This window comes from Litorimonas sp. WD9-15 (assembly GCF_050271975.1).
Taxonomy (GTDB): Bacteria; Pseudomonadota; Alphaproteobacteria; order Caulobacterales; family Maricaulaceae; genus Litorimonas.
This window is the reverse complement of the sequence record NZ_CP189850.1, coordinates 2,515,846-2,534,800: the sequence shown is the minus strand read 5'-3', so window position 1 is coordinate 2,534,800 and position 18,955 is coordinate 2,515,846. Positions and strand designations below refer to the sequence as shown.

The following is an 18,955-nucleotide window of genomic DNA, read 5'->3' as shown; positions in this document are numbered from 1 at the left end:
GCGAAAAATATAGAAGTTTCTTCATATTGTCATCCCGCACGCAACGGAGTGGAGATGCGGGACCTATCGGCTGTGCTCTCAAACCTGCGTTCATAAATGGTGGGCACCGCATCTGCGAGCTTCGCTCTTGTGCGGCGTGACAAGGGGGTCTTGCGCCGGGCACGCGCTTGCGCGGTACCGTGCGGTTCGGTTCCTAAGCTATTTGATTGATGATCAAATAGCTTCGTCACGCATCACGTGCGGGGTGACAGCATGTGCGTGTTCTTAATCCCGTCGCATTTCGCGCATGGCCTCCACGCGCGAGTCGCGCTAGGTCGCATCGCGTGAGCATTTGGACAGATATCTCCGGCGCAGCGGCGCGTCTTTTTGGTCCGCCCTCCCGCGAGAATGCGGATGGTCGGGCGAAGTCTGTCAACGAATCAAAACTGGTCGCGGCGCTCGTGGCGCTCGGCGCTAAAATGGCGAAAGCGGATGGGCAGGTGAGGCCGGAAGATGTTGCGGCGTTTCGGCAGGTCTTCCGCGCGGACGCCAAAACCGAAGAGACCATTGGGCGGTTTTTCAATCTCGCGCGTCAGACGACGCTGGGTTATCAGCGCTATGCCCGGATTATTGCGAAGGCGTTTCGGGCGCAACCTGCGGTTTTGGAAGATGTCTTGGACGGTCTGTTTCATATCGCCCTCGCGGACGGAATCGTCACAGCGGAGGAAGCGGAGTTCCTTGAAACGGTCTCCAATGTTTTCGGCTTTTCCGAGCGGGAATATCGACGGATTCGTAATTCCCATTTGGGCCAGGATGCGGATGACCCTTATCTGATTCTAGGTGTCGATCCGGATATTTCGGATAAAGATCTGAAACGGGCCTATCGCCGTCAGGCCGCAGCAAATCATCCCGACCGTCTCGTGGCACGGGGATTGCCGCGCGAAATGGTGGGCCTCGCCACGCATAAAATGGCGATTATCAACCGCGCCTATGCGCAGATATTGGAGGAACGGAAGTCCCGCGCACCTTTGCGTCTCTGAGCCTTGCGAATTTGACACATAAGTAAGTCTTGACGAAACGTGAATCTCCCCCGACATTGGAAACATGACACAGACTTTTTATGTTCAAGGTCGCAGACCCGGCCTTTTGTCAACCATCGCTCGCGCGGCCTTCCTCGCGGTGGCGGCGATTGGCGGGATTTTCATGCTCATCTTTGCGACGGCCTTTGCGTTTTTCGCGGTCGCGGGCATTGCTGTGATCGGATTTCTCGTTTTTGCTTTCTTTTGGACGAAAGCGAAAATCACGGGCAAACCCTTTGGCCCGAAAGCGCAGTTCGAGCAGATGCGTAAGGATATGGAATCGCAAATGGGCTCGCTCAACGGTCAGTCCAACATGCGAAGCCAGAGTGATGGCCCCGTTGTCGATGCCCACCGGACGCCGGATGGTTGGTCGGTTGACGACTAAACGCTTTCAATCATCGCTACCCTTGATAAGCCCGCCTCATGCGGGCTTTTGATTTTTGGATAATGATGATTTGCTGTCTCTTCTGGGGCGGCAATTTTGTCATGGCGGCTTGGGCACTGGGCGGGACGACTGTGCCGCCCTTCATGCTCGCGACGGCGCGGGCCGCGCTCGTGCTTTTGCTCATGGGCGTATTTTTATTCCGTCCACTGCCGAAGCAATTCTGGCGGATGATGTTTGTGTGTCTCTGCGTTGGCCCGCTTCATCTCGGCTTTCTTTACACGGGGCTTCAGACAGCGTCGGCATCGGCGACATCCATCCTCTCGCAATCCATGATTCCCATGGCGACGATTCTCTCCGTGTTTTGGTTGAAGGAATCGGTGGGTTGGAAACGCGGACTTGCCATTGTCGTCGCGATGGTCGGTGTCTTCGTCATGATTTACGAACCCGGCGCGCTTCGCCCTGATATCGGCCTTGTCTACATCATGGGCGCCTACATCGCGATGGCCGTTGGAACCGTCGCAATGCGCCGCGTCCCGGATGTGGATTGGCGCGTTTATGTGGCGTGGACGGCGGTGATCGTCTTCCTCTTTGGAGGTCTTGCGTCATTGCTGTTTGAAAGTGGTCAGGCAAAGGTTTGGGAGGTTGATAAAGTCCCGCTTCTTACCGCGGCGGCCTATGCCGCGCTTTGCGTGTCGGTTTTCGCGCATGGGCAATATTTCAGGTTGTTGCAGACCTATCCCGTCAATCGCGTTGTACCTCTAGGCATCATGACGACCGTTTTTGCGACTGTGCTGGGCGTCGTGTTGTTGGACGAGACGCTCTATCAACGCTACATGTTCGGCGCGATTTTGATCCTGCCCTGTGTCTGGGTCATCGCAAGGCGGGGCACGCCCGCGCCACTGGATGTGGATTGAGGGAGAGAGGTTATGGCGAATAAAACCGTGCTGGCTGGTTTGAAAGTTGAAGATTACCTGAATCAAATCGAAGACCCGCAACGCCAAGCGGATTGTCGCCGCATCCATGATATGATGTTCGAGATCAGCGGAGAGACCCCGAAGATTTGGGGCAGCAAACTCTCCAGCGGAATTGTCGGGTTTGGGGAATATCACTATAAGTATGACAGTGGTCGCGAGGGGGATGCGCTCCGCCTTGGTTTTGCCAATCGTGCGCAGAGCATTTCGATTTATATCATGCCGGGCTATCAGGATTTCTCCGTTCAACTCGCGCGTTTGGGCAAACATAAAATTGGTAAAGCCTGTCTTTACATCAAACGCCTTAGCGATGTTGATGAAGATGTTCTGCGTGAAATCATGGTCGAAGGTTTGCGGCAGATGGATGAGAAATATCCGCGATGAGCAGTCCGAATTTCAATGACCGGAAACTCCCGATTTCTATCTTGGTGCTGCACTATACCGGCATGGAAAGCGCGGACGCCGCCTATGATCGTCTCTGCGATCCAGCGGCGGAAGTTAGCGCGCATTATCTCGTGCGGGAAGATGGACGCGTCGATAATTTGGTCGAGGAAGACAAACGCGCCTGGCATGCCGGCGTCGGCAGTTGGAACGGCATCACGGATGTGAATTCTGCGAGTATCGGAATCGAGATCGTCAATGGCGGGCATAATGTGCCACTGGAAGATGGCAGCCTGCCGCCTTATCCCGATGCGCAAATCCTGTCCGTCATCAGACTCTCTAAGGAGATTATTGCACGGCATGACATCCAGCCACGAAATATTGTTGGCCATTCCGACATTGCGCCGGAGCGCAAAGAGGATCCGGGCGAGCATTTCCCGTGGGCGGGTTTGGCAGCGGCAGGGGTCGGGCTTTGGCCGGGTGAGTTGCTAGAGGATGAGCGTGTCTTATTTGAGCTCGGAGATCGCGATCGCGGTATTTCCATCTTGCAGCGCGGGCTGGCCGATCTCGGTTATGGTATCAGCGTGTCGGGACAATTGGATGACCAGACTCAAGCCGTCATTCGCGCGCTGCAACGTCGCTACCGCCCATTGAGAATTGATGGCGTGATCGACATGCAGATTTTGGAAGTGATAAAAAGGTTGAGCGAACTCAGCCGGACTACCGTTTCAGCAGCGTAAAAACCAAAGCTAGCAGAGCTGGGAGCGCCTGTACGACGATGATGGACGGGCTCACGGTGAGCGACGCAAAAACACCCGCGACTATTACGCAGAGCAGGAAAAATATCCGCACGTCTCGCTTTGCGGCAACCAAACTCCAGATCAATCCAGCTGCGAGGAAACCGTTATAGAGTCCTTGGTTCTGAGCCATGAATGCTGTTGAGGCGGCAAATTCTGCCGTTATATCGAACATCATCCGTCCGACCTCATGCTCCCAAAGAAACATTTCGACGACTAGAAAGAAGACGTGCTGCAAGGCAACCAAAGCCGTGAGAATTTTCGCTAAGGCTTTCATGGGTTCACTCCGCTGCGGACAAGGCGTCCCGGACGGGCCTCTGTCACTTTATCATTTGCGATGACTTGCTCACCCTTCACGAAGGTCGCCATATAGCCTTCCACGGGTTGTAGAAGGCGCTGTCCACCTGCTGGCAAGTCCTTGACCATGACGGGCACGCCGAGGCTCAGGGCCTCGTAATTAATGATGTTGAGGTCGGCGCGTTGACCGATTTTAATCCGTCCACGATCGGACAGGCCGAGATAATCCGCTGCATCCGCTGTCAGCATTTGAATGGCGCGGGGCAGTGTGATGCCGGGCTTTCCGCGCTGCAGACGATCCCGCGTCCAATGGGCGAGGAGATAGGTCGGAAAACTCGCATCGCAAATCGTGCCGACATGTGCTCCTCCATCGGATAATCCGGGCAGAGCTTTTGGATGCCGCATCATGGTCAGGACATTATCGTAATTCATGTGTGTGTAATTGTAGACCGGGAAGTAGAAGAGGGCGTGGCCGTCATCTTCGAGCAGGAGGTCATATGCCATTTCCCAAACGCTCACACCAGCGTCTCGCGCCAGTCCCGCGATGGAGCTTTCCGAGGACGGCTCGTAATCGACGCTGCCTTCATGGCGGTTCATCGGGAAGACTTTTTCGGCCAGTTTCGGGAAGGTCGCAATCATCATATCGACTAGGGGCGGAACGGGACTGTCATCGCCGGAGAGTTGGACGGGCGACTCAGAGAGAAGTTTCGCCTTGAAGGCGGGGTTGCGCATCCGTTCCACCCGCTCTGCCAAGGATAGATGCGCAATTGCGATATAACTCGGATGTCCCATAATCGGGTGGAAGGTACAATTCAGCCCGTTAATCGCGCCAATCGCACGTGGAGCAACTTGGAAGGAGATATCCAACCCGTCCGCGTTCAACTCTTCGGTCCGTTTGATAATATTCTTCCAATCATCCGGCGCGAAGTCACGTTCCATCAGGCTCATCGAGCCCGGGCGACCTGCGCCCGCGCGGAAGAAAGCTTCCATGAGGGCGAATTCTGTATCGAAAGTTTCGCCCGGACGGACCATGTCGAAATCATTCACGGCTTGCAGGACGCCGTGACCCGAAGCGGCTACCGCGCGAGCGAGGCCTTCCAACTCGTCTTTTCCGGCTTCTGATGCGGGCGTCCAATCGCCATCACTGGATTTGTGGAAATCACTGCGGCCTGTAGAGAGGCCGATAGCGCCAGCCTCCATCGCTTCCGAAACCAGTCGCTCCATTTCCGCAATATCAGCGTCATTGGCGGGTTGGTTGAAAACCGCGCGGTCACCCATCGCGAAGACGCGCAACGGGTCATGCGGGATCATTGCGGCGACATCTATCGTGCGCGGCATGGCGTCGAGCGCGTCGAGATATTCGGGAAAGCTCTCCCAATTCCATTGCAAACCTTCATGAAGGGCAGTCCCGGGAATGTCCTCGACACCCTCCATCAGTCGAATGAGTTTGTCGCGGTCTTCCTTGCGGCAGGGCGCGAAACCGACGCCGCAATTGCCCATGACGGCTGTGGTGACGCCGTGATTGACGCTGGGTTGGAGTTCCGCATCCCAACTGACCTGCCCATCATAATGGGTGTGCAGGTCAATAAAACCGGGGGTCACGATGTGGCCTGTGGCGTCGAGGGTCTTAGCGGCTTGGCCAAGGTCGGACCCTATGGCAATGATCACGCCGTCTTTCACGGCAATATCTGCGACTTGGCCTTCTGCGCCGGACCCGTCAAAGACTGTGCCGTTCTTAATCAGTAGATCGTGCATCTTTCCATCTCCAAAACAGGGCCAGTCCGCTTCCGCCGATAAGATGCCAGACACCCCATAATCCTGCAACCGCACCCGCGCCGCCCACACCGCCAAGCTGGGTCAGCAGGATGACAATGCCAAGACCGGAATTTTGAATGCCGACTTCGATGGTCAGCGCGCGGCGGCTGGCCGTGTCGGTCTTGATCGCGCGACCCGCGAGATTGCCGAGCGCGAAGGCGAGGCAGTTATGCGATATCACAAGAATAAAGATCCCGATTCCGAGCGCCATGAAAACTGGCAGCAACCGGATGCTGGCGATGACGATAATTGCGAGTAAGGCAATGCCTGATAGAATGGCGAGAGGTGTCTGAATGCGCTTGGCGATTTTTGGCGCGAGGTGGCGGAAGGTCATGCCGAGCAGAAGCGGCAAGGCGAGAATGAGAAGTGTGTTGGCGAGAAAACTCAGAATATCAATATTGATGTCCGTCAGCAGCGCCCGCGTTGGCAGGTAGAGCCCGCTCCAAAACAGGATGGAGACAGGCGTGACGAACGCGGCGAAGACCGAAGACGTCGCGGTCAGACTGACCGACAGGGCCGTATTCGCGCGAGCGAAAAGCGCGATGAGATTTGACGTATTCCCACCCGGGCAGCAGGCAATCAAAATCATACCCAGCGCAACACTGGGGTGTGGATTGATGACAAAGCACATGACGAGTGTCAGCAGTGGCAATGCGATCATCTGCGCGATCACACCCGTGAAATAGAGGCGGGGTTCCGTTTTGAAAAATGCAAAACTCGCAGGCCGCAATCCGAGGGCGACGGAAAACATCATGGCGGCCAGAACGACCATCATGCCGAACTCTGACGCCCCGCCCAGATCAAGCTGGAAACTATCGAGGGCTTCCCCGTTCACTGGGATTTCTCAATCTTTCTCGGAACGAATTCCCGGGTTGGACCATTGTATAGATGTAACACGCCGACACTCATGTCTGGCGTCGCGAATGAAGACAATAGCGAACTCGCTCCCTTTTACGGGTTGAGCCAATTTCGCCGCGGCTTTCACACCAAACACGAAGGAGGACTCATGTCCAACTTAAACAATTCGAATATTCTCATTCTCGCAACCAATGGGTTTCAAGAAGACGAACTCTTTGAACCACTCTCATATTTTCGGGATCGTGACGCCACAGTGCATCTCGCCTCACCGGAACTAAATGAGATTAGCGCAGGTGAAGGCGATGACCGTCGAATTAAACCCGATCTGAAACTGGAAGATGTCAACGTCAGCGACTACGATGCCCTCATTCTACCCGGTGGATTGGTAAACCCGGATACACTGCGTCAGAACGACAGAGCGATCAGCTTGATCCGCGATTTCGGCGAACAGGGTAAAACAATCGGTGCAATCTGCCACGGTCCGTGGCTACTCGCAGAAGCCGGATTGACGAAGGGTCGGGAAATGACGTCCTATCCGTCAATTAAAACCGATCTGGAAAATGCCGGTGCACGTTGGACAGACAGCGAAGTGGTCTGTGACAATGCGATTGTAACCAGCCGGAAGCCCGCAGACATCCCCGCATTTTGCAACAAAATCGCAGAGGAAATCCGCGAAGGTGACCATGATCGCGAACACTTGAAACGTGCCGCGTAAGACAGACTAAAGAAGCCTGACAAACCTTTGGGTAAGTAGGGCTAGGGGAGAGAACCATCCTTGCCTTTATTGGCAAGGGTGGTTTTTCTCGTTTAAAACCCGTCTTTTTTCTGTCAAAGACGCGTTGTCAGGGGGCCGGACGGCCGCACGTTTTAGGATGTGAGGAAAGTCCGGGCTCCAACGCGTACAGGATGCCGGGTAACGCCCGGCGGGGGTGACCCCAGGGACAGTGCCACAGAAAGCAAACCGCCTTTGTTCGCAAGGGTAAGGATGAAAGGGTGCGGTAAGAGCGCACCGGGGGGATGGCAACATCTCCCGTCACGGTAAACCCCATCCGGAGCAAAACCAAATAGGGACGACGCCGTGAGTCGCGTCATTGTCGTCCGGGTTGGTTGCATGAGATGTGTCGCAAGGCCCATCCTAGATGAATGGTCGTCACTTTCTTTCGGGAGAGTACAAAACCCGGCTTACAGGCCCCCTGACATATTTTCTTCGAGATTAATCCGCCTGTAGCGTCATGGTTAACCACAGCTTAACTCGCTGATTCTAGTGTCATTTTATGACTTACCCACAGGACTCACAGGGGTGGGGTAAGTCCCATGTATAGTTAACAGAACGGTAAAATGGCATTGTTTCCCATCAATTCCCACGCTATCCCATATTTGGGTCAAGCGTCGGGCATGACCCGTCGGGAGGTCGTGTCGGAACGTGTTTTTATCCAACACCACAAATACGCTGGATGCGAAAGGACGGGTCTCTGTGCCGGCTAGTTTTCGGACGACATGCACGGCCTCCGGTTTTGAAGGGATTGTCCTGTGGCCGTCTTTGGATGGGCAATATCTGGAGGGCGGTGATTTGTCCGTGCTCGACTATTACCAAGGCGCGCTCGACCGGATGGATATGTATGATGAGGGACGCGAGGCGCTGGAGCTCGTCATTTTTGGCGAGAGCCAGAAGGTCGGCTTTGACTCCACAGGTCGCGTGAGCCTTCCCGCCGAGTTTCGCGACTATGCGGGACTGGACGGTAAAGTCACATTTATCGGGCGGGGCCGGAAATTCGAAATCTGGAACCCTGACGCGCATGAAGCGCGTAAGGCGGAATTGCGAGAGCGCGCCCGCGCCAACCGTCACCGTATGAAGCCGCCCCAAAACCCATCTGTAGCATCATGAAGCATTACCCCGTCATGCTGCCAGAGGTTCTGACTGCGCTGAAGATGCAGGACGGAGAGACTTGCGTGGACGGCACTTTTGGCAATGGTGGGTATAGTGAGGCCATTCTGAACAGCGCCAAATGTTCCGTCATCGGTCTGGACCGTGATCCGAATGTGATGCCGCGTGCTGAAGAATTATCTGCGACTCACCCAAATAAATTCAAACTCATTCAAACCCCGTTTTCCAAAATGGACGAGCTTGGCCTTGATTCTGTCGATGCAGTCGTGCTCGATATTGGCGTGTCCTCTATGCAGCTGGATGAGGCGGAGCGGGGGTTTTCCTTCATGCGCGAAGGGCCGTTGGACATGCGGATGCAGCAAGGCGGCGGGCCGACAGCGCGGGATGCGGTGCTCAATCTTAGTGTTTCTGAACTTACACGTATTTTCCAGGTTTATGGCGAAGAAAAGCGCGCAAGACACGTTGCCAATTGCATCGCGTCTGCGCGGGCAGAGGGCGATATTGTCACAACGGCCGATCTCGCGACCATTCTCGAAAGCGCCTTAGGGCGTCGCGGTAAAACCCATCCCGCAACGCGCGTATTTCAGGCGCTGCGCATCTTCGTGAATGACGAATTGGGCGAACTCTATAATGGTCTCTGCGCGGCGGAGAAAATTCTCAAACCGGGCGGGCGGCTGGTTGTTGTGACCTTCCATTCGCTCGAAGACCGAATCGTCAAATCTTTCTTCCGCCGTCGCGCGGGTGAGGTTGAGGGGGGGTCACGCTATGCGCCTGCCGTCGTAAATGACGGTCCGGCGGCCAGTTTCGACCTGCCGAAGCGCAGTGTGACAAAACCGTCTAAAACCGAAGTCGAAGAAAACGCCCGCTCACGCTCTGCGAAATTGCGGCTGGCTGTACGAACGGACGCGGATGTCTTTCCGCGCGATGATCGTCTCTTGCCGAGTGTCATGTCGCTGGCGGAATTGGAGGCGCGGTTATGAGTGCCTCTTACGCCACAACCGGACGCGCCGCGCGTCGTATGTCTTGGTTCCTTCTCTTCCTCGTCGGGGTAGCGCTGACTGTGACGCTCTATTTCGTGAAAACCCATGCGCAATCCGCCAAACGCGAGGTGCGTCAACTGACACAATCCATCGCGGCAGAAGAGGCGGTCATCCGTGTGCTGAGGGCAGAGCTGGCTTATCTGCAGAGCCCGACACGGTTGTCCGAATTAAATGATGAGCATCTGAAGCTCGCGCCCATCACGCCGGAGCAGGAGCGTGAAGCGGCAGATATCATTGCCATGTTTCCACTGGTATCTGAATTGGGTGAGGAGGTCGCGCCATGAATGATCACCACACATTCCAAAATCAGCAAACCGTCACTATCGCGGATGAAGAATATCGCGCCGTATCCGAAGGGCGTATTCGAATTCGCATTGGCGTTGTGGCTTTCGCCTTCATGCTCGTCATCGCCGTCGTGCGATTGGCGGAAATCTCGCTGTTCTCGGGCGGCGATCATCAGCGTAATCTGCCGCAAGCTATTCAGATGACGCGGGCGGATTTGACGGACCGTAATGGGGAATTACTCGCAACCACGTTGGAAACCTATTCGCTCTATGCGGAGCCGAGGCGTGTCTGGAATCCGGCAGAGACAGCAAATGAAATCGTCCGTATCCGCCCGCATCTAGATCGCAACAAATTACGCCGGAAATTGGAAAAGGATCGCAGTTTCGTTTGGTTGGAACGCGGGTTAACCCCGAAAGAACGGCAGGCCGTTTTTGATCTGGGTTTGCCCGGGTTGGATTTCCGCAAAGAGCCCAAGCGTGTTTATCCGCGTGAAAATCTTGCCTCGCATCTCGTCGGATTTACGGATGTCGATATGGCGGGTGTCGCTGGGGCGGAGCGGGCGTTTAATGCCGAGTTGACCGCAGAAAATGCGCCCTCCGTTGCGCTATCTGTCGATTTGCGGGTGCAATATGCGGTTATGGATGAGCTCGCGAAAGCGCGGGAGAAGTTCGATGCGCTGGATGCGTCGGGTGTCGTGATGAACCTCAAGACGGGCGAAATCATCGCCATGGCGTCTGTACCGAATTTCAACCCGAATGATCCCGGCGCGACATCGCCCGAAACCCGCTTTAATCACGCCGCAATGTCCACCTATGACTTGGGCAGTGTGTTCAAACCTCTGACCATGGCGATGGCGCTGGAGGACGGGGTGGCCGATCAAGTGGAGTTATTCGAGGTGCAAAAACCCTATAAGGTTTTAAATAAATATATCAGGGATGATCATCCGTCTGATGTGCCTCTCAACATGACGGGTGTTTTAGGCGAGAGTTCGAACCGCGGCACGGCCATGATTGCACAACGTATTGGTGCGGAGCGTCAGCAATATCATTTGCGCGGCCTCGGGCTCCTCAACCGTGTCGATTATGAATTGGCCGAAAGTGCAAAGCCGCAAGTGCAAAAGCGCTGGGGTGAGATGGCGACAGTGACGGTGTCATACGGCCACGGTTTGTCGGTCACACCGCTTGCGTTGACGGCGGCGATTGGCGGAATGCTGAATGACGGTGTTTATGTTTCTCCAACGGTGCAGCGAAATTCGGTCGTCAGTCCCGCAAAATCTCGCCGTGTTTTCCGGTCCGAGGTTTCGAGAGATATGGCCGATATGATGCGCTATGTCGTGACAGACGGGACGGGCGGAAAAGCTGATATTCCGGGTTATGGTGTCATGGGAAAAACTGGGACGGCGGAAAAACCGTCTGCGACGGGCGGCTATGATCGCAATCGTTTGGTGACCTCTTTCGTTGCGGCTTTCCCGCATTCTGATCCGACCTACGCCATGATCGTCACGCTTGATGAGCCGAAAGCTATTGAGGGAACATATGGTTACGCGACGGCGGGCTGGAACGCAGCGCCCGTGGCTGGCGATGTTATTCGTCGTATCGGGCCGATGCTGGTCGGGGCACGTGATACAAATAAATATGCCCAGAGCGAGATAGAGGTGACGCCATGACCCACACGCTTCGCACGCTGTTTGGTCTCGATGATGATACGCCAGTGACGGGTCTCACGGCGGATAGTCGGCAAGTCACAGAGGGCATGGTTTTCGCGGCTCTGCCGGGAACAGCCATGGACGGACGTGATTTTATTCCGCAGGCGATAGAGCAGGGCGCGGTCGCTATTCTCTCTGTCACAGGAACCGTTGCGGATGTTCCCGTGATCGCGGACAGCAGTCCACGCCTCGTCTATTCTCAACTCGCCGCAAAACTTTTTCCGGGTCAGCCCAAGACTCTCGTCGCGATGACGGGGACGAATGGAAAGTCTTCGACTGTAGATTTCCTACGCCAAATTTGGGCCTATGCAGGATTGAATGCCGCCTGTTTTGGAACGCTCGGTGTGACGTCATCTGCGGGCTATAAACCCATGACGCATACGACACCCGATGCACTGGCGTTGCATAAGACGCTCTCGGAACTCGCCGCAGAAGGCGTGACCCACGCCGCGATGGAAGCCAGTTCCCACGGGTTGAAACAATACCGTATGGACGCGGTGAAAATTACGGCGTCGGGGTTCTCGAACCTCACGCAGGACCATTTCGATTATCACCCAACGATGGAAGATTACTTTCGGGCCAAGGCGCGATTATTCATCGACCTGACGCCGCTCGATGCACCCGTCGTCATCAATACCAATGATAAATATGGGCAGCACCTCGTGGAGGTCTGTCAGGGTCTGGGGCAGGATGTATTGCAAGTCGGTTGGACGGGCGCGGATATCCGCATTGACGAAGTCATGCCCCATGCGGCGGGTCAGAAACTGACGCTCGTTATCAAAGGTCAGCGTCATAAAGTTGATCTTCCGTTAGCCGGAGAGTTCCAAGTCCTGAACGCTGTCGCGGCCCTTGGTCTCGCCATGAAAACGGGCGTGAATAAGAATAAAGCTGTGGAAGCCTTGAACCATTTAAAGGGTGTCGCAGGGCGTCTCGAACTCGCGGGAACTAAAGACGGGGCGCCCGTCTATGTCGATTTCGCGCATACCGAAGATGGCCTCGACAAACTCCTCCGCTCCGTGCGTCCGCATACGATGGGAGATATCGTGATTGTCTTTGGATGTGGCGGAGATCGTGACCCGGATAAGCGCGCGAAGATGGGCGCGGTCGCGGCCAAGCTGGCCGATCAGGTCATTGTGACAGACGACAATCCCCGCACAGAAGACGCGGCGACCATTCGGAAGGCGGTTCTAAAAGGATGTCCCGATGCCACCGAAATCGGAGATCGCGCCCTCGCCATTTCCGAAGGCATCCGCCGCCTTGGCTCAAGAGACTGCCTCGTCATAGCGGGCAAAGGGCACGAGCAGGGACAAATTGTCGGCGACAAAGTCATCCCGTTCTCGGACGTTGAAGTCGCACGGGAGTGGTTGTCATGACGCTCTGGACTTCATCACAAATTGCAGAGGCGACGGGCGGTCAAGTCACGGCAGAATTTTCTGTTTCCGGCCTGTCTATCGACACCCGGACGCTGCAAAAAGGGGATCTATTTGTTGCGATTAACGATGTCCGTGACGGGCATGATTTTATTGCGGCGGCGATGAATGCTGGCGCGGCGGGCGTCTTGTGCCAAAAAGCTCCCGAAGATGTGCCCGCAGTCGTCGTGCCAGATAGTGCAAATGCGCTCGAAGCGCTTGGTGTCTATGCCGCGAAAACCCGAAAGGCTCTCCGGATAGGGGTAACGGGTAGCGTCGGTAAAACCTCCGTCAAGGATGCGCTTGCCGTGATGCTGACAGCCTTCGGACCCACGCATAAGTCTATCAAATCATTCAATAATCATCTCGGTGTCCCCATCACGCTCTCCACTTTACCGAAAGACACGGATTATGCCGTGCTGGAAATGGGTATGAACCACGCGGGTGAAATGTCCGCATTGTCGAAACTCGCCAAACCGCAGATCGCCCTCATCAATAACGTCGTCGGTGCGCATCTCGCCCATTTTGACAATGTGGAGGGCATTGCGGATGCCAAAGCGGAAATCATCTACGGCATGACGGCAGGTGACACAATTATCCTGAACGGCGACAATGAATACACGCAGCGTATCCGCGCAAAGGCGGAAGCCGCGCAATTAAATATTTTGACCTTCGGTCATTCCGACACGGATGATGTCTGCATTGTCAGCGCAGACTCTCACGCCGCGGGCGGGACTGCGCGGCTGCGGATTGGAACGGAACAGATCGATGTGACCCTGATGGTCCCGGGCGAGCATTGGTTTATGAACTCAGCGGCGTGTCTGGCCATTGGCCTCGCGGCGGATCTGGATTTACATAAATGCGCTACGGCTCTCCGCAAGATTGTTCCCGCGCCGGGTCGAGGGGATGCGCATGAGCTGACGATTGATAGTAAGTCCATCACATTGATTGACGAAAGCTACAACGCGAATCCGACCTCCATGCGGGCAGCGTTTTCTGCAGCGGCCCTTCGCCCGGGACGAAAGTTGGCCTTGCTTGGCGATATGTTCGAGCTCGGCGCAGATGAATTGGAGTTGCACCGCGCGCTCGCGGAGCCTTTGATTGAGGCGGGGTTCGAGCGCGTTTTCGTCGCGGGCGAATGTATGCGCATGCTCATGGGCGCAATGCCGCAAGCCATGCGCGGAGGCTGGTCGTCAAAACCTCAGACTCTGTTAACCAAATTGAAAGGCGAACTCCTTGACGGAGATATATTGCTCATCAAGGGGTCCAATGCGTCGGGCGTTGGGCGGGTGGCTGAGCAACTCAAGGGGGAGGGCTCTCATGCTCTATGAATGGCTCGCGCCGCTGGGGGATGAATTCCAGCTCTTCAACCTGTTTAATTACATTACATTCCGCGTCGGCGGCGCGCTGATGACGTCGCTCATCATCTGCTTCATATTCGGCCCGCGCATGATCAATGCGCTACGGGCAAGACAGGGCAAGGGGCAACCCATTCGCGAAGACGGACCGGAAGGTCACATTATAAAAAAAGCTGGAACGCCAACCATGGGCGGGTTAATGATCCTGTTTGCAGTCGTTGTCTCCACGCTTCTCTGGGGGAATTTACATAGTCCGTTTCTGTGGACCGTGTTTTTTGTCACAGTCGGTTTTGGCGCGATTGGTTTTTATGACGACTATCTCAAAGTCTCGCGCCAGTCGCATAAGGGGTTTTCCGGTAAGATACGTTTGTTCTTGGAGTTTCTCATCGCCGCGATTGCCGTTTGGGTTTTGACGACGGCGTTCCCACAACAAGGCGATTTTGCAACCGGCCTCGCCATTCCACTGCTCAAGAATTTCACAATCAATCTCGGTGTATTTTTTATCCCATTTGGGTGTCTCGTGGTCGTCGGCACAGCCAATGCCGTGAACCTGACGGATGGTCTGGATGGCCTCGCCATCGTCCCCGTCATGATCGCCTGTATGTCGCTCGCCTTTATCGCCTATCTCGTCGGGAATGCGATTTTCTCGAACTATCTCGGGGTTCCCTTTGTGCCGGGCAGTGCGGAAGTTACGATTTTCCTCGGCGCGATTATCGGGGCGTCTCTCGGCTTTCTATGGTTCAATGCGCCACCCGCCATGGTCTTCATGGGTGATACGGGATCGTTGGCACTTGGCGGGGCTTTGGGTGTGACGGCTGTTGCCACGAAGCACGAAATTGTGCTCGCCATTATCGGCGGGTTATTTGTCCTCGAAGCCGTGTCCGTCATTGTGCAGGTCGCGTCCTTCAAGCTGACAGGTAAGCGTGTCTTCCGCATGGCGCCGATCCATCATCATTTCGAGAAGAAGGGCTGGCAGGAACCAACCATCGTCATTCGCTTCTGGATTATCGCCATCATCCTCGCCCTCATCGGGCTTTCCACGTTGAAGCTGCGTTGATCAAGGCAGAGACATTCCGCGGCCGGACGGTCGCCGTCTTCGGACTGGGCCGCACGGGCGTGACGGCGGCTCTGTCGCTGGCTGCCGGTGGCGCGACCGTTTGGGCGTGGGACGATAATGCCGACAGCCGCGAAGCCGCAGAAGCGCAAGGCGTTACGCTGAAGGATTTGAAAACAGCAGACTGGTTGCAGGTCGATGATTTCGTCCTGTCACCCGGTGTGCCGCATCATCTGCCGAAACCGCATTGGTCAGCGAAAAAAGCAAAAGCTGCGAATGTTCCCGTCATCTGCGACATCGAAATTCTTGCTCGCGAAGTCGCGGCGCGAGCCGAACGGCAGCGTCCGAAGATCATTGCCATCACGGGGACGAACGGCAAATCGACGACCACGTCTTTGATCGGGCATATTTTGAAAAGCTGCGGCAAGGATGCGCAGATTGGCGGGAATATTGGCCGCGGCGTGCTGGATCTCGACCGCATGCATAGTGGTACATATTACGTGATTGAACTCTCCAGCTATCAGTTGGAACGCACGCAGAGCCTCCGCGCCAATGCCGCAATTTTCCTCAATCTCTCGCCGGATCATCTTGATCGTCATGGGACGCTGGAGAATTACGGTCTGGCGAAACAAGCGATTTTCGTCAATCAAACCCATGAGGATACCGCGGTTATCGGGGTGGATGATGATTATGGCAAGGCGCTCTGCACGCAGATGAAAGTCAAAAACGGACGCAGCATCGTGCCCGTTTCCGCGCGTCGTTCGCTTGGGCACGGCGTGAGTGTTCTGGGGGGTAAATTGTTCTGCAACATGTCCCGCAAGGCGCATGAAATCTGCGACCTGCAAGAGGCAAAAGCCTTGGAAGGTCGCCATAATTGGCAGAACGCCGCCGCCGCTTATGCCGCGGTCAGTTCATTGGGTTTGGACGCCAGAGAGATCGGCGAAGCCATCTTGTCCTTCCCTGGATTGGCGCATCGCATGGAAACCGTCGGCACACTCCGCAATGTCCGTTTCGTGAATGACAGCAAAGCGACCAACGCGGATGCCGCGCGACAGGCGCTCGCCAGCTATGAGAATATATTTTGGATCGCAGGCGGCGTTGCGAAAGAGGGCGGCATTGAACCGCTGGCTGATCTGTTCGGAAATGTCCGCACGGCTTATCTCATCGGCGAGGCCGCAGACGATTTTGGCGCGACTTTGGACGAGTCGAAGAAAAAATGGCACGACAAGAAAACGCTTCAAATGGCTTTGCTCTGCGCGACAAAAGACGCGCTAGAGTCGGGCGTTGAAAACCCGATTGTCCTACTCTCACCCGCCTGCGCCAGCTTTGATCAGTTCAAGAATTTTGAAGTTCGCGGCGATGCTTTCCGGACGCAGGTCGAAACATTGATGGGTATCGAAACATCTGACGTTCCCGCGCCGCAAGAGGAAGAGGCGGCATGATCGGCGCGCTCCCCAGTCTTATCACCTCGCGCTCGCGCCGTACCCTTATCGGGGAATGGTGGCGCAGCGTCGATCAGGTCACGCTCTCCATTTTGATTTGCTTGCTGGGTGCAGGCCTCATCCTGTCCATGGCGTCCAGTCCTGCTGCGGCAGCGCGGCTGGATTACGCCAACCCGTTTTATTTTCTGTATAAGCACGCAATTTTTGTCGGAATGGGCGTGTTTGGTATGTTTATTGTGTCGCTTTTTGATGCGGTCAATGCGCGGCGGATTGCGGTGCTGACGCTGGTCGGGTCGTTTCTGATTATGCTGGCCCTGCCCATTATCGGGTATGAGGTGAAGGGTGCAACGCGCTGGGTTCGCATCGGGCCGCTGGGTCTCCAGCCCTCCGAATTTGCTAAGCCTGCCTTTATTGTTTTTGCTGCCTGGATGTTCTCCATCCGCAAGCGTGACCCGAATGTTCCAGCGGTTGCGATTGTTTTTGCGGCCTATGTTGCCCTGATCGGGTTGCTGATTTCTCAACCCGATTTCGGACAATCCTTTCTGCTGACGCTCGGCTTTGCCGCCGTGTTTTTCTTTGCAGGGCTTTCATTGGGTTGGTTGCTCGTGATGCTGGGCATTTCAGTTGTCGGTGTCGTCGCGGCCTATCTGACCCTGCCGCATGTGCGGGCGCGGGTGAGCGCATTTACGTCTCCGAATACTGCGGATAGCTACCAGACGGATAAGGCGCTGGAAGCCATTTCGAGCGGTGGATTTTTTGGCCGCGGACCGGGTGAGGGGACGGTGAAATACTCACTGCCTGACGGGAACACGGATTTCATTTTCGCGGTCACGGTTGAAGAGTTCGGTTTTCTGATCTCCGTCATTCTGATTTTTCTGCTGGCCGCGCTCGTCATTCAAACTTTTCGCAATGCCCTGCGCCTCAATGATTATTTCTGCCAACTCGCGACGGCGGGCCTCGCGACACTTATCGGGATGCAGGCCATCATCAATCTCTTCGTCAATCTGAATATGGCTCCGTCTAAGGGGATGACGCTGCCATTCATTTCGAATGGCGGCTCTTCGATGTTGGCGCTTTGCTTTACAGCGGGGCTTATCCTTGCACTGACACGCCGTCGCCCCGGAGCTTACCAATATGGCCGGTAGGTTGTTGCTCGCGGCCGGCGGGACGGGCGGACATATGTTTCCCGCGCAAGCCCTTGCCGAAATCCTGAAGGCCGAGGGCTGGGATATCGCGATGATGACGGATGCGCGAGGGCGAAGGCACAGCACGCGCATTCCCGCTGATCCCATAATTGAAGTTCAAGCCGCCTCCATTTCTCCGCGCCGACCAATCAAGGCCGTAGGTGGCGTGTTGCAACTTGCCAAAGGTGTACGACAAGCCAAAGCCTTTATTCGCGACTGGAAGCCGGACGTGGTCGTTGGTTTTGGCGGCTATCCCGCATTCCCAGCTATGCGCGCCGCACAGTCATTGAAATTGCCCACCATTCTGCATGAGCAAAATGCGGTACTGGGACGGGTCAATCGGGTCTTTGCGGCCAAGGCGAAACACGTCGTCTCCGGTTTCGAGGACCTCGCCCGTGTTCATCCCAAGGCCAATGTTATCTGTCTCGGTAATCCGCTGCGTGAGCAGATTGTTCAGGCGGTTCCGGAAAAATATGAAGCTCCGATAAGCAAAATAAACTTACTGATAGTTGGGGGCAGTCTAGGTGCGCGTAGTTTGTCAAAAGTGTTACCGAAAGCTATTTGTTCTCTCCCGATTGAATTGAGAGAGCAGTTGCATGTAACTCAACAAGTCACATCTGACGAGATACTGAACGCCCGACGCGCGTATAATACTTTTTGGGTTTCTTATAACTGCGAAACCTTCTTCTCCAACATCGAAACCCACCTCGCCGCCGCGCATTTTGTTATTGCACGGGCAGGCGCATCTTCCGTTTCGGAAATCGCGCTAATGGGAAAACCGTCCCTCCTTATCCCGCTCGCCATTGCGATGGATGATCATCAGACCGCCAATGCAAGGTCACTGGAGCGCCTTGGCGCTGCCGATATTCTGCCCGAATCGGAGTTTACGCCAAAGGCTGTCACCGATATTTTGCAGGACCGATTAAATGATTCGAACTGGCTTAACTCCGCCGCCGCTTCTGCCCGTACCCTCGGGCGTCCGAATGCGGCCCACGATCTTGCACAGCTGGTCATCCGCGCCGTCAATTAGG

Annotated in this window: 19 protein-coding genes and 1 other RNA gene; 17 read left to right on the top strand and 3 right to left on the bottom strand. The window is 55.5% G+C overall.

All coding sequences use genetic code 11. The features are described from left to right. The first annotated feature begins 323 nt into the window (after window positions 1-323). From ACP9M6_RS11950 to ACP9M6_RS11930, 5 genes are all read left to right on the top strand, one after another. Window positions 324-1,019: a TerB family tellurite resistance protein gene (locus ACP9M6_RS11950; RefSeq protein WP_427451385.1), complete on the top strand. Its 696-nt coding sequence runs from the start codon at window positions 324-326 to the stop codon at window positions 1,017-1,019. A 64-nt stretch (window positions 1,020-1,083) separates the two neighbouring features. Then, the gene (locus ACP9M6_RS11945) at window positions 1,084-1,443 is read left to right on the top strand and encodes a hypothetical protein (RefSeq protein WP_427451383.1); all 360 of its coding nucleotides are present in this window, start codon (window positions 1,084-1,086) and stop codon (window positions 1,441-1,443) included. 62 nt (window positions 1,444-1,505) lie between these two features. After that, the gene (locus ACP9M6_RS11940) at window positions 1,506-2,357 is read left to right on the top strand and encodes a DMT family transporter (protein WP_427451382.1); all 852 of its coding nucleotides are present in this window, start codon (window positions 1,506-1,508) and stop codon (window positions 2,355-2,357) included. Between the two features lie 12 nt (window positions 2,358-2,369). Then, window positions 2,370-2,798, top strand: coding sequence for a DUF1801 domain-containing protein (locus ACP9M6_RS11935; RefSeq protein ID WP_427451381.1), 429 nt, complete (start codon window positions 2,370-2,372; stop codon window positions 2,796-2,798). After that, window positions 2,795-3,535, top strand: coding sequence for an N-acetylmuramoyl-L-alanine amidase (locus tag ACP9M6_RS11930; RefSeq protein ID WP_427451379.1), 741 nt, complete (start codon window positions 2,795-2,797; stop codon window positions 3,533-3,535). The genes ACP9M6_RS11935 and ACP9M6_RS11930 overlap by 4 nt, the downstream gene beginning before the upstream one ends. On the opposite strand, the gene ACP9M6_RS11925 is transcribed toward ACP9M6_RS11930, so the two are convergent. Genes ACP9M6_RS11925 through ACP9M6_RS11915 form a run of 3 tightly spaced genes read right to left on the bottom strand, consistent with a single transcriptional unit; the run spans window position 3,516 to window position 6,539 of the window. Then, window positions 3,516-3,869 carry a DUF1304 domain-containing protein gene (locus ACP9M6_RS11925; protein ID WP_427451377.1) on the bottom strand — a complete coding sequence of 118 codons (354 nt, stop codon included), beginning with the start codon at window positions 3,867-3,869 and terminating at the stop codon, window positions 3,516-3,518. The two genes, ACP9M6_RS11930 and ACP9M6_RS11925, sit on opposite strands and share 20 nt — an antisense overlap. Then, window positions 3,866-5,644, bottom strand: coding sequence for an N-acyl-D-amino-acid deacylase family protein (locus ACP9M6_RS11920; protein WP_427451376.1), 1,779 nt, complete (start codon window positions 5,642-5,644; stop codon window positions 3,866-3,868). The genes ACP9M6_RS11925 and ACP9M6_RS11920 overlap by 4 nt, the downstream gene beginning before the upstream one ends. Then, window positions 5,625-6,539 (bottom strand): bile acid:sodium symporter family protein, encoded by a 915-nt coding sequence (locus tag ACP9M6_RS11915; RefSeq protein WP_427451374.1) that lies wholly within the window; start codon window positions 6,537-6,539, stop codon window positions 5,625-5,627. Before ACP9M6_RS11915 ends, ACP9M6_RS11920 begins: the two co-directional genes overlap by 20 nt. A gap of 171 nt (window positions 6,540-6,710) precedes the next feature. On the opposite strand from ACP9M6_RS11915, the gene ACP9M6_RS11910 reads away from it, so the two are divergent. The 12 genes from ACP9M6_RS11910 (at window position 6,711) to murG (ending at window position 18,954) form a co-directional block, all read left to right on the top strand. After that, a complete protein-coding gene (locus tag ACP9M6_RS11910; protein ID WP_427451373.1) occupies window positions 6,711-7,277 on the top strand; it encodes a type 1 glutamine amidotransferase domain-containing protein in 567 nt (188 codons plus the stop codon). Between the two features lie 127 nt (window positions 7,278-7,404). Next, window positions 7,405-7,763: RNase P RNA component class A (gene rnpB / locus ACP9M6_RS11905), an RNA gene on the top strand. Window positions 7,764-7,985: 222 nt separating this feature from the next. After that, window positions 7,986-8,447: a division/cell wall cluster transcriptional repressor MraZ gene (locus ACP9M6_RS11900; protein WP_427451371.1), complete on the top strand. Its 462-nt coding sequence runs from the start codon at window positions 7,986-7,988 to the stop codon at window positions 8,445-8,447. After that, window positions 8,444-9,427 carry a 16S rRNA (cytosine(1402)-N(4))-methyltransferase RsmH gene (gene rsmH / locus ACP9M6_RS11895; RefSeq protein ID WP_427451370.1) on the top strand — a complete coding sequence of 328 codons (984 nt, stop codon included), beginning with the start codon at window positions 8,444-8,446 and terminating at the stop codon, window positions 9,425-9,427. Before ACP9M6_RS11900 ends, rsmH begins: the two co-directional genes overlap by 4 nt. Continuing rightward, window positions 9,424-9,771 (top strand): cell division protein FtsL, encoded by a 348-nt coding sequence (gene ftsL / locus ACP9M6_RS11890; protein WP_427451368.1) that lies wholly within the window; start codon window positions 9,424-9,426, stop codon window positions 9,769-9,771. Before rsmH ends, ftsL begins: the two co-directional genes overlap by 4 nt. Next, window positions 9,768-11,438, top strand: coding sequence for a peptidoglycan D,D-transpeptidase FtsI family protein (locus ACP9M6_RS11885; RefSeq protein WP_427451366.1), 1,671 nt, complete (start codon window positions 9,768-9,770; stop codon window positions 11,436-11,438). Before ftsL ends, ACP9M6_RS11885 begins: the two co-directional genes overlap by 4 nt. Then, on the top strand, window positions 11,435-12,850 hold the full coding sequence (locus ACP9M6_RS11880) for a UDP-N-acetylmuramoyl-L-alanyl-D-glutamate--2,6-diaminopimelate ligase (protein ID WP_427451364.1): 1,416 nt from the start codon (window positions 11,435-11,437) through the stop codon (window positions 12,848-12,850). Before ACP9M6_RS11885 ends, ACP9M6_RS11880 begins: the two co-directional genes overlap by 4 nt. Further along, complete coding sequence (locus ACP9M6_RS11875; protein ID WP_427451362.1) at window positions 12,847-14,217, top strand: UDP-N-acetylmuramoyl-tripeptide--D-alanyl-D-alanine ligase; 1,371 nt, start codon at window positions 12,847-12,849, stop codon at window positions 14,215-14,217. Before ACP9M6_RS11880 ends, ACP9M6_RS11875 begins: the two co-directional genes overlap by 4 nt. Then, window positions 14,207-15,301, top strand: coding sequence for a phospho-N-acetylmuramoyl-pentapeptide-transferase (gene mraY, locus ACP9M6_RS11870; RefSeq protein ID WP_427451361.1), 1,095 nt, complete (start codon window positions 14,207-14,209; stop codon window positions 15,299-15,301). Before ACP9M6_RS11875 ends, mraY begins: the two co-directional genes overlap by 11 nt. Beyond that, the gene (gene murD, locus ACP9M6_RS11865; protein ID WP_427451359.1) at window positions 15,298-16,740 is read left to right on the top strand and encodes a UDP-N-acetylmuramoyl-L-alanine--D-glutamate ligase; all 1,443 of its coding nucleotides are present in this window, start codon (window positions 15,298-15,300) and stop codon (window positions 16,738-16,740) included. Before mraY ends, murD begins: the two co-directional genes overlap by 4 nt. Then, window positions 16,737-17,885 (top strand): FtsW/RodA/SpoVE family cell cycle protein, encoded by a 1,149-nt coding sequence (locus ACP9M6_RS11860; RefSeq protein WP_427451357.1) that lies wholly within the window; start codon window positions 16,737-16,739, stop codon window positions 17,883-17,885. The genes murD and ACP9M6_RS11860 overlap by 4 nt, the downstream gene beginning before the upstream one ends. Further along, on the top strand, window positions 17,875-18,954 hold the full coding sequence (murG, locus tag ACP9M6_RS11855; RefSeq protein ID WP_427451355.1) for an undecaprenyldiphospho-muramoylpentapeptide beta-N-acetylglucosaminyltransferase: 1,080 nt from the start codon (window positions 17,875-17,877) through the stop codon (window positions 18,952-18,954). Before ACP9M6_RS11860 ends, murG begins: the two co-directional genes overlap by 11 nt. The last annotated feature ends 1 nt before the right edge of the window (window position 18,955 follow it).

Excerpts from the sequence above, each read along its gene's own strand:
- ACP9M6_RS11925 (WP_427451377.1), bottom strand. The coding sequence starts at position 3,869 with ATGAAAGCCTTAGCGAAAATTCTCACGGCTTTGGTTGCCTTGCAGCAC.
- ACP9M6_RS11885 (WP_427451366.1), top strand. The coding sequence starts at position 9,768 with ATGAATGATCACCACACATTCCAAAATCAGCAAACCGTCACTATCGCG.
- ftsL (WP_427451368.1), top strand. The coding sequence starts at position 9,424 with ATGAGTGCCTCTTACGCCACAACCGGACGCGCCGCGCGTCGTATGTCT.
- ACP9M6_RS11945 (WP_427451383.1), top strand. The coding sequence starts at position 1,084 with ATGACACAGACTTTTTATGTTCAAGGTCGCAGACCCGGCCTTTTGTCA.
- mraY (WP_427451361.1), top strand. The coding sequence starts at position 14,207 with ATGCTCTATGAATGGCTCGCGCCGCTGGGGGATGAATTCCAGCTCTTC.
- murG (WP_427451355.1), top strand. The coding sequence starts at position 17,875 with ATGGCCGGTAGGTTGTTGCTCGCGGCCGGCGGGACGGGCGGACATATG.
- ACP9M6_RS11875 (WP_427451362.1), top strand. The coding sequence starts at position 12,847 with ATGACGCTCTGGACTTCATCACAAATTGCAGAGGCGACGGGCGGTCAA.
- rsmH (WP_427451370.1), top strand. The coding sequence starts at position 8,444 with ATGAAGCATTACCCCGTCATGCTGCCAGAGGTTCTGACTGCGCTGAAG.
- ACP9M6_RS11930 (WP_427451379.1), top strand. The coding sequence starts at position 2,795 with ATGAGCAGTCCGAATTTCAATGACCGGAAACTCCCGATTTCTATCTTG.
- ACP9M6_RS11940 (WP_427451382.1), top strand. The coding sequence starts at position 1,506 with ATGATGATTTGCTGTCTCTTCTGGGGCGGCAATTTTGTCATGGCGGCT.
- ACP9M6_RS11880 (WP_427451364.1), top strand. The coding sequence starts at position 11,435 with ATGACCCACACGCTTCGCACGCTGTTTGGTCTCGATGATGATACGCCA.
- ACP9M6_RS11860 (WP_427451357.1), top strand. The coding sequence starts at position 16,737 with ATGATCGGCGCGCTCCCCAGTCTTATCACCTCGCGCTCGCGCCGTACC.
- ACP9M6_RS11935 (WP_427451381.1), top strand. The coding sequence starts at position 2,370 with ATGGCGAATAAAACCGTGCTGGCTGGTTTGAAAGTTGAAGATTACCTG.
- ACP9M6_RS11920 (WP_427451376.1), bottom strand. The coding sequence starts at position 5,644 with ATGCACGATCTACTGATTAAGAACGGCACAGTCTTTGACGGGTCCGGC.
- ACP9M6_RS11910 (WP_427451373.1), top strand. The coding sequence starts at position 6,711 with ATGTCCAACTTAAACAATTCGAATATTCTCATTCTCGCAACCAATGGG.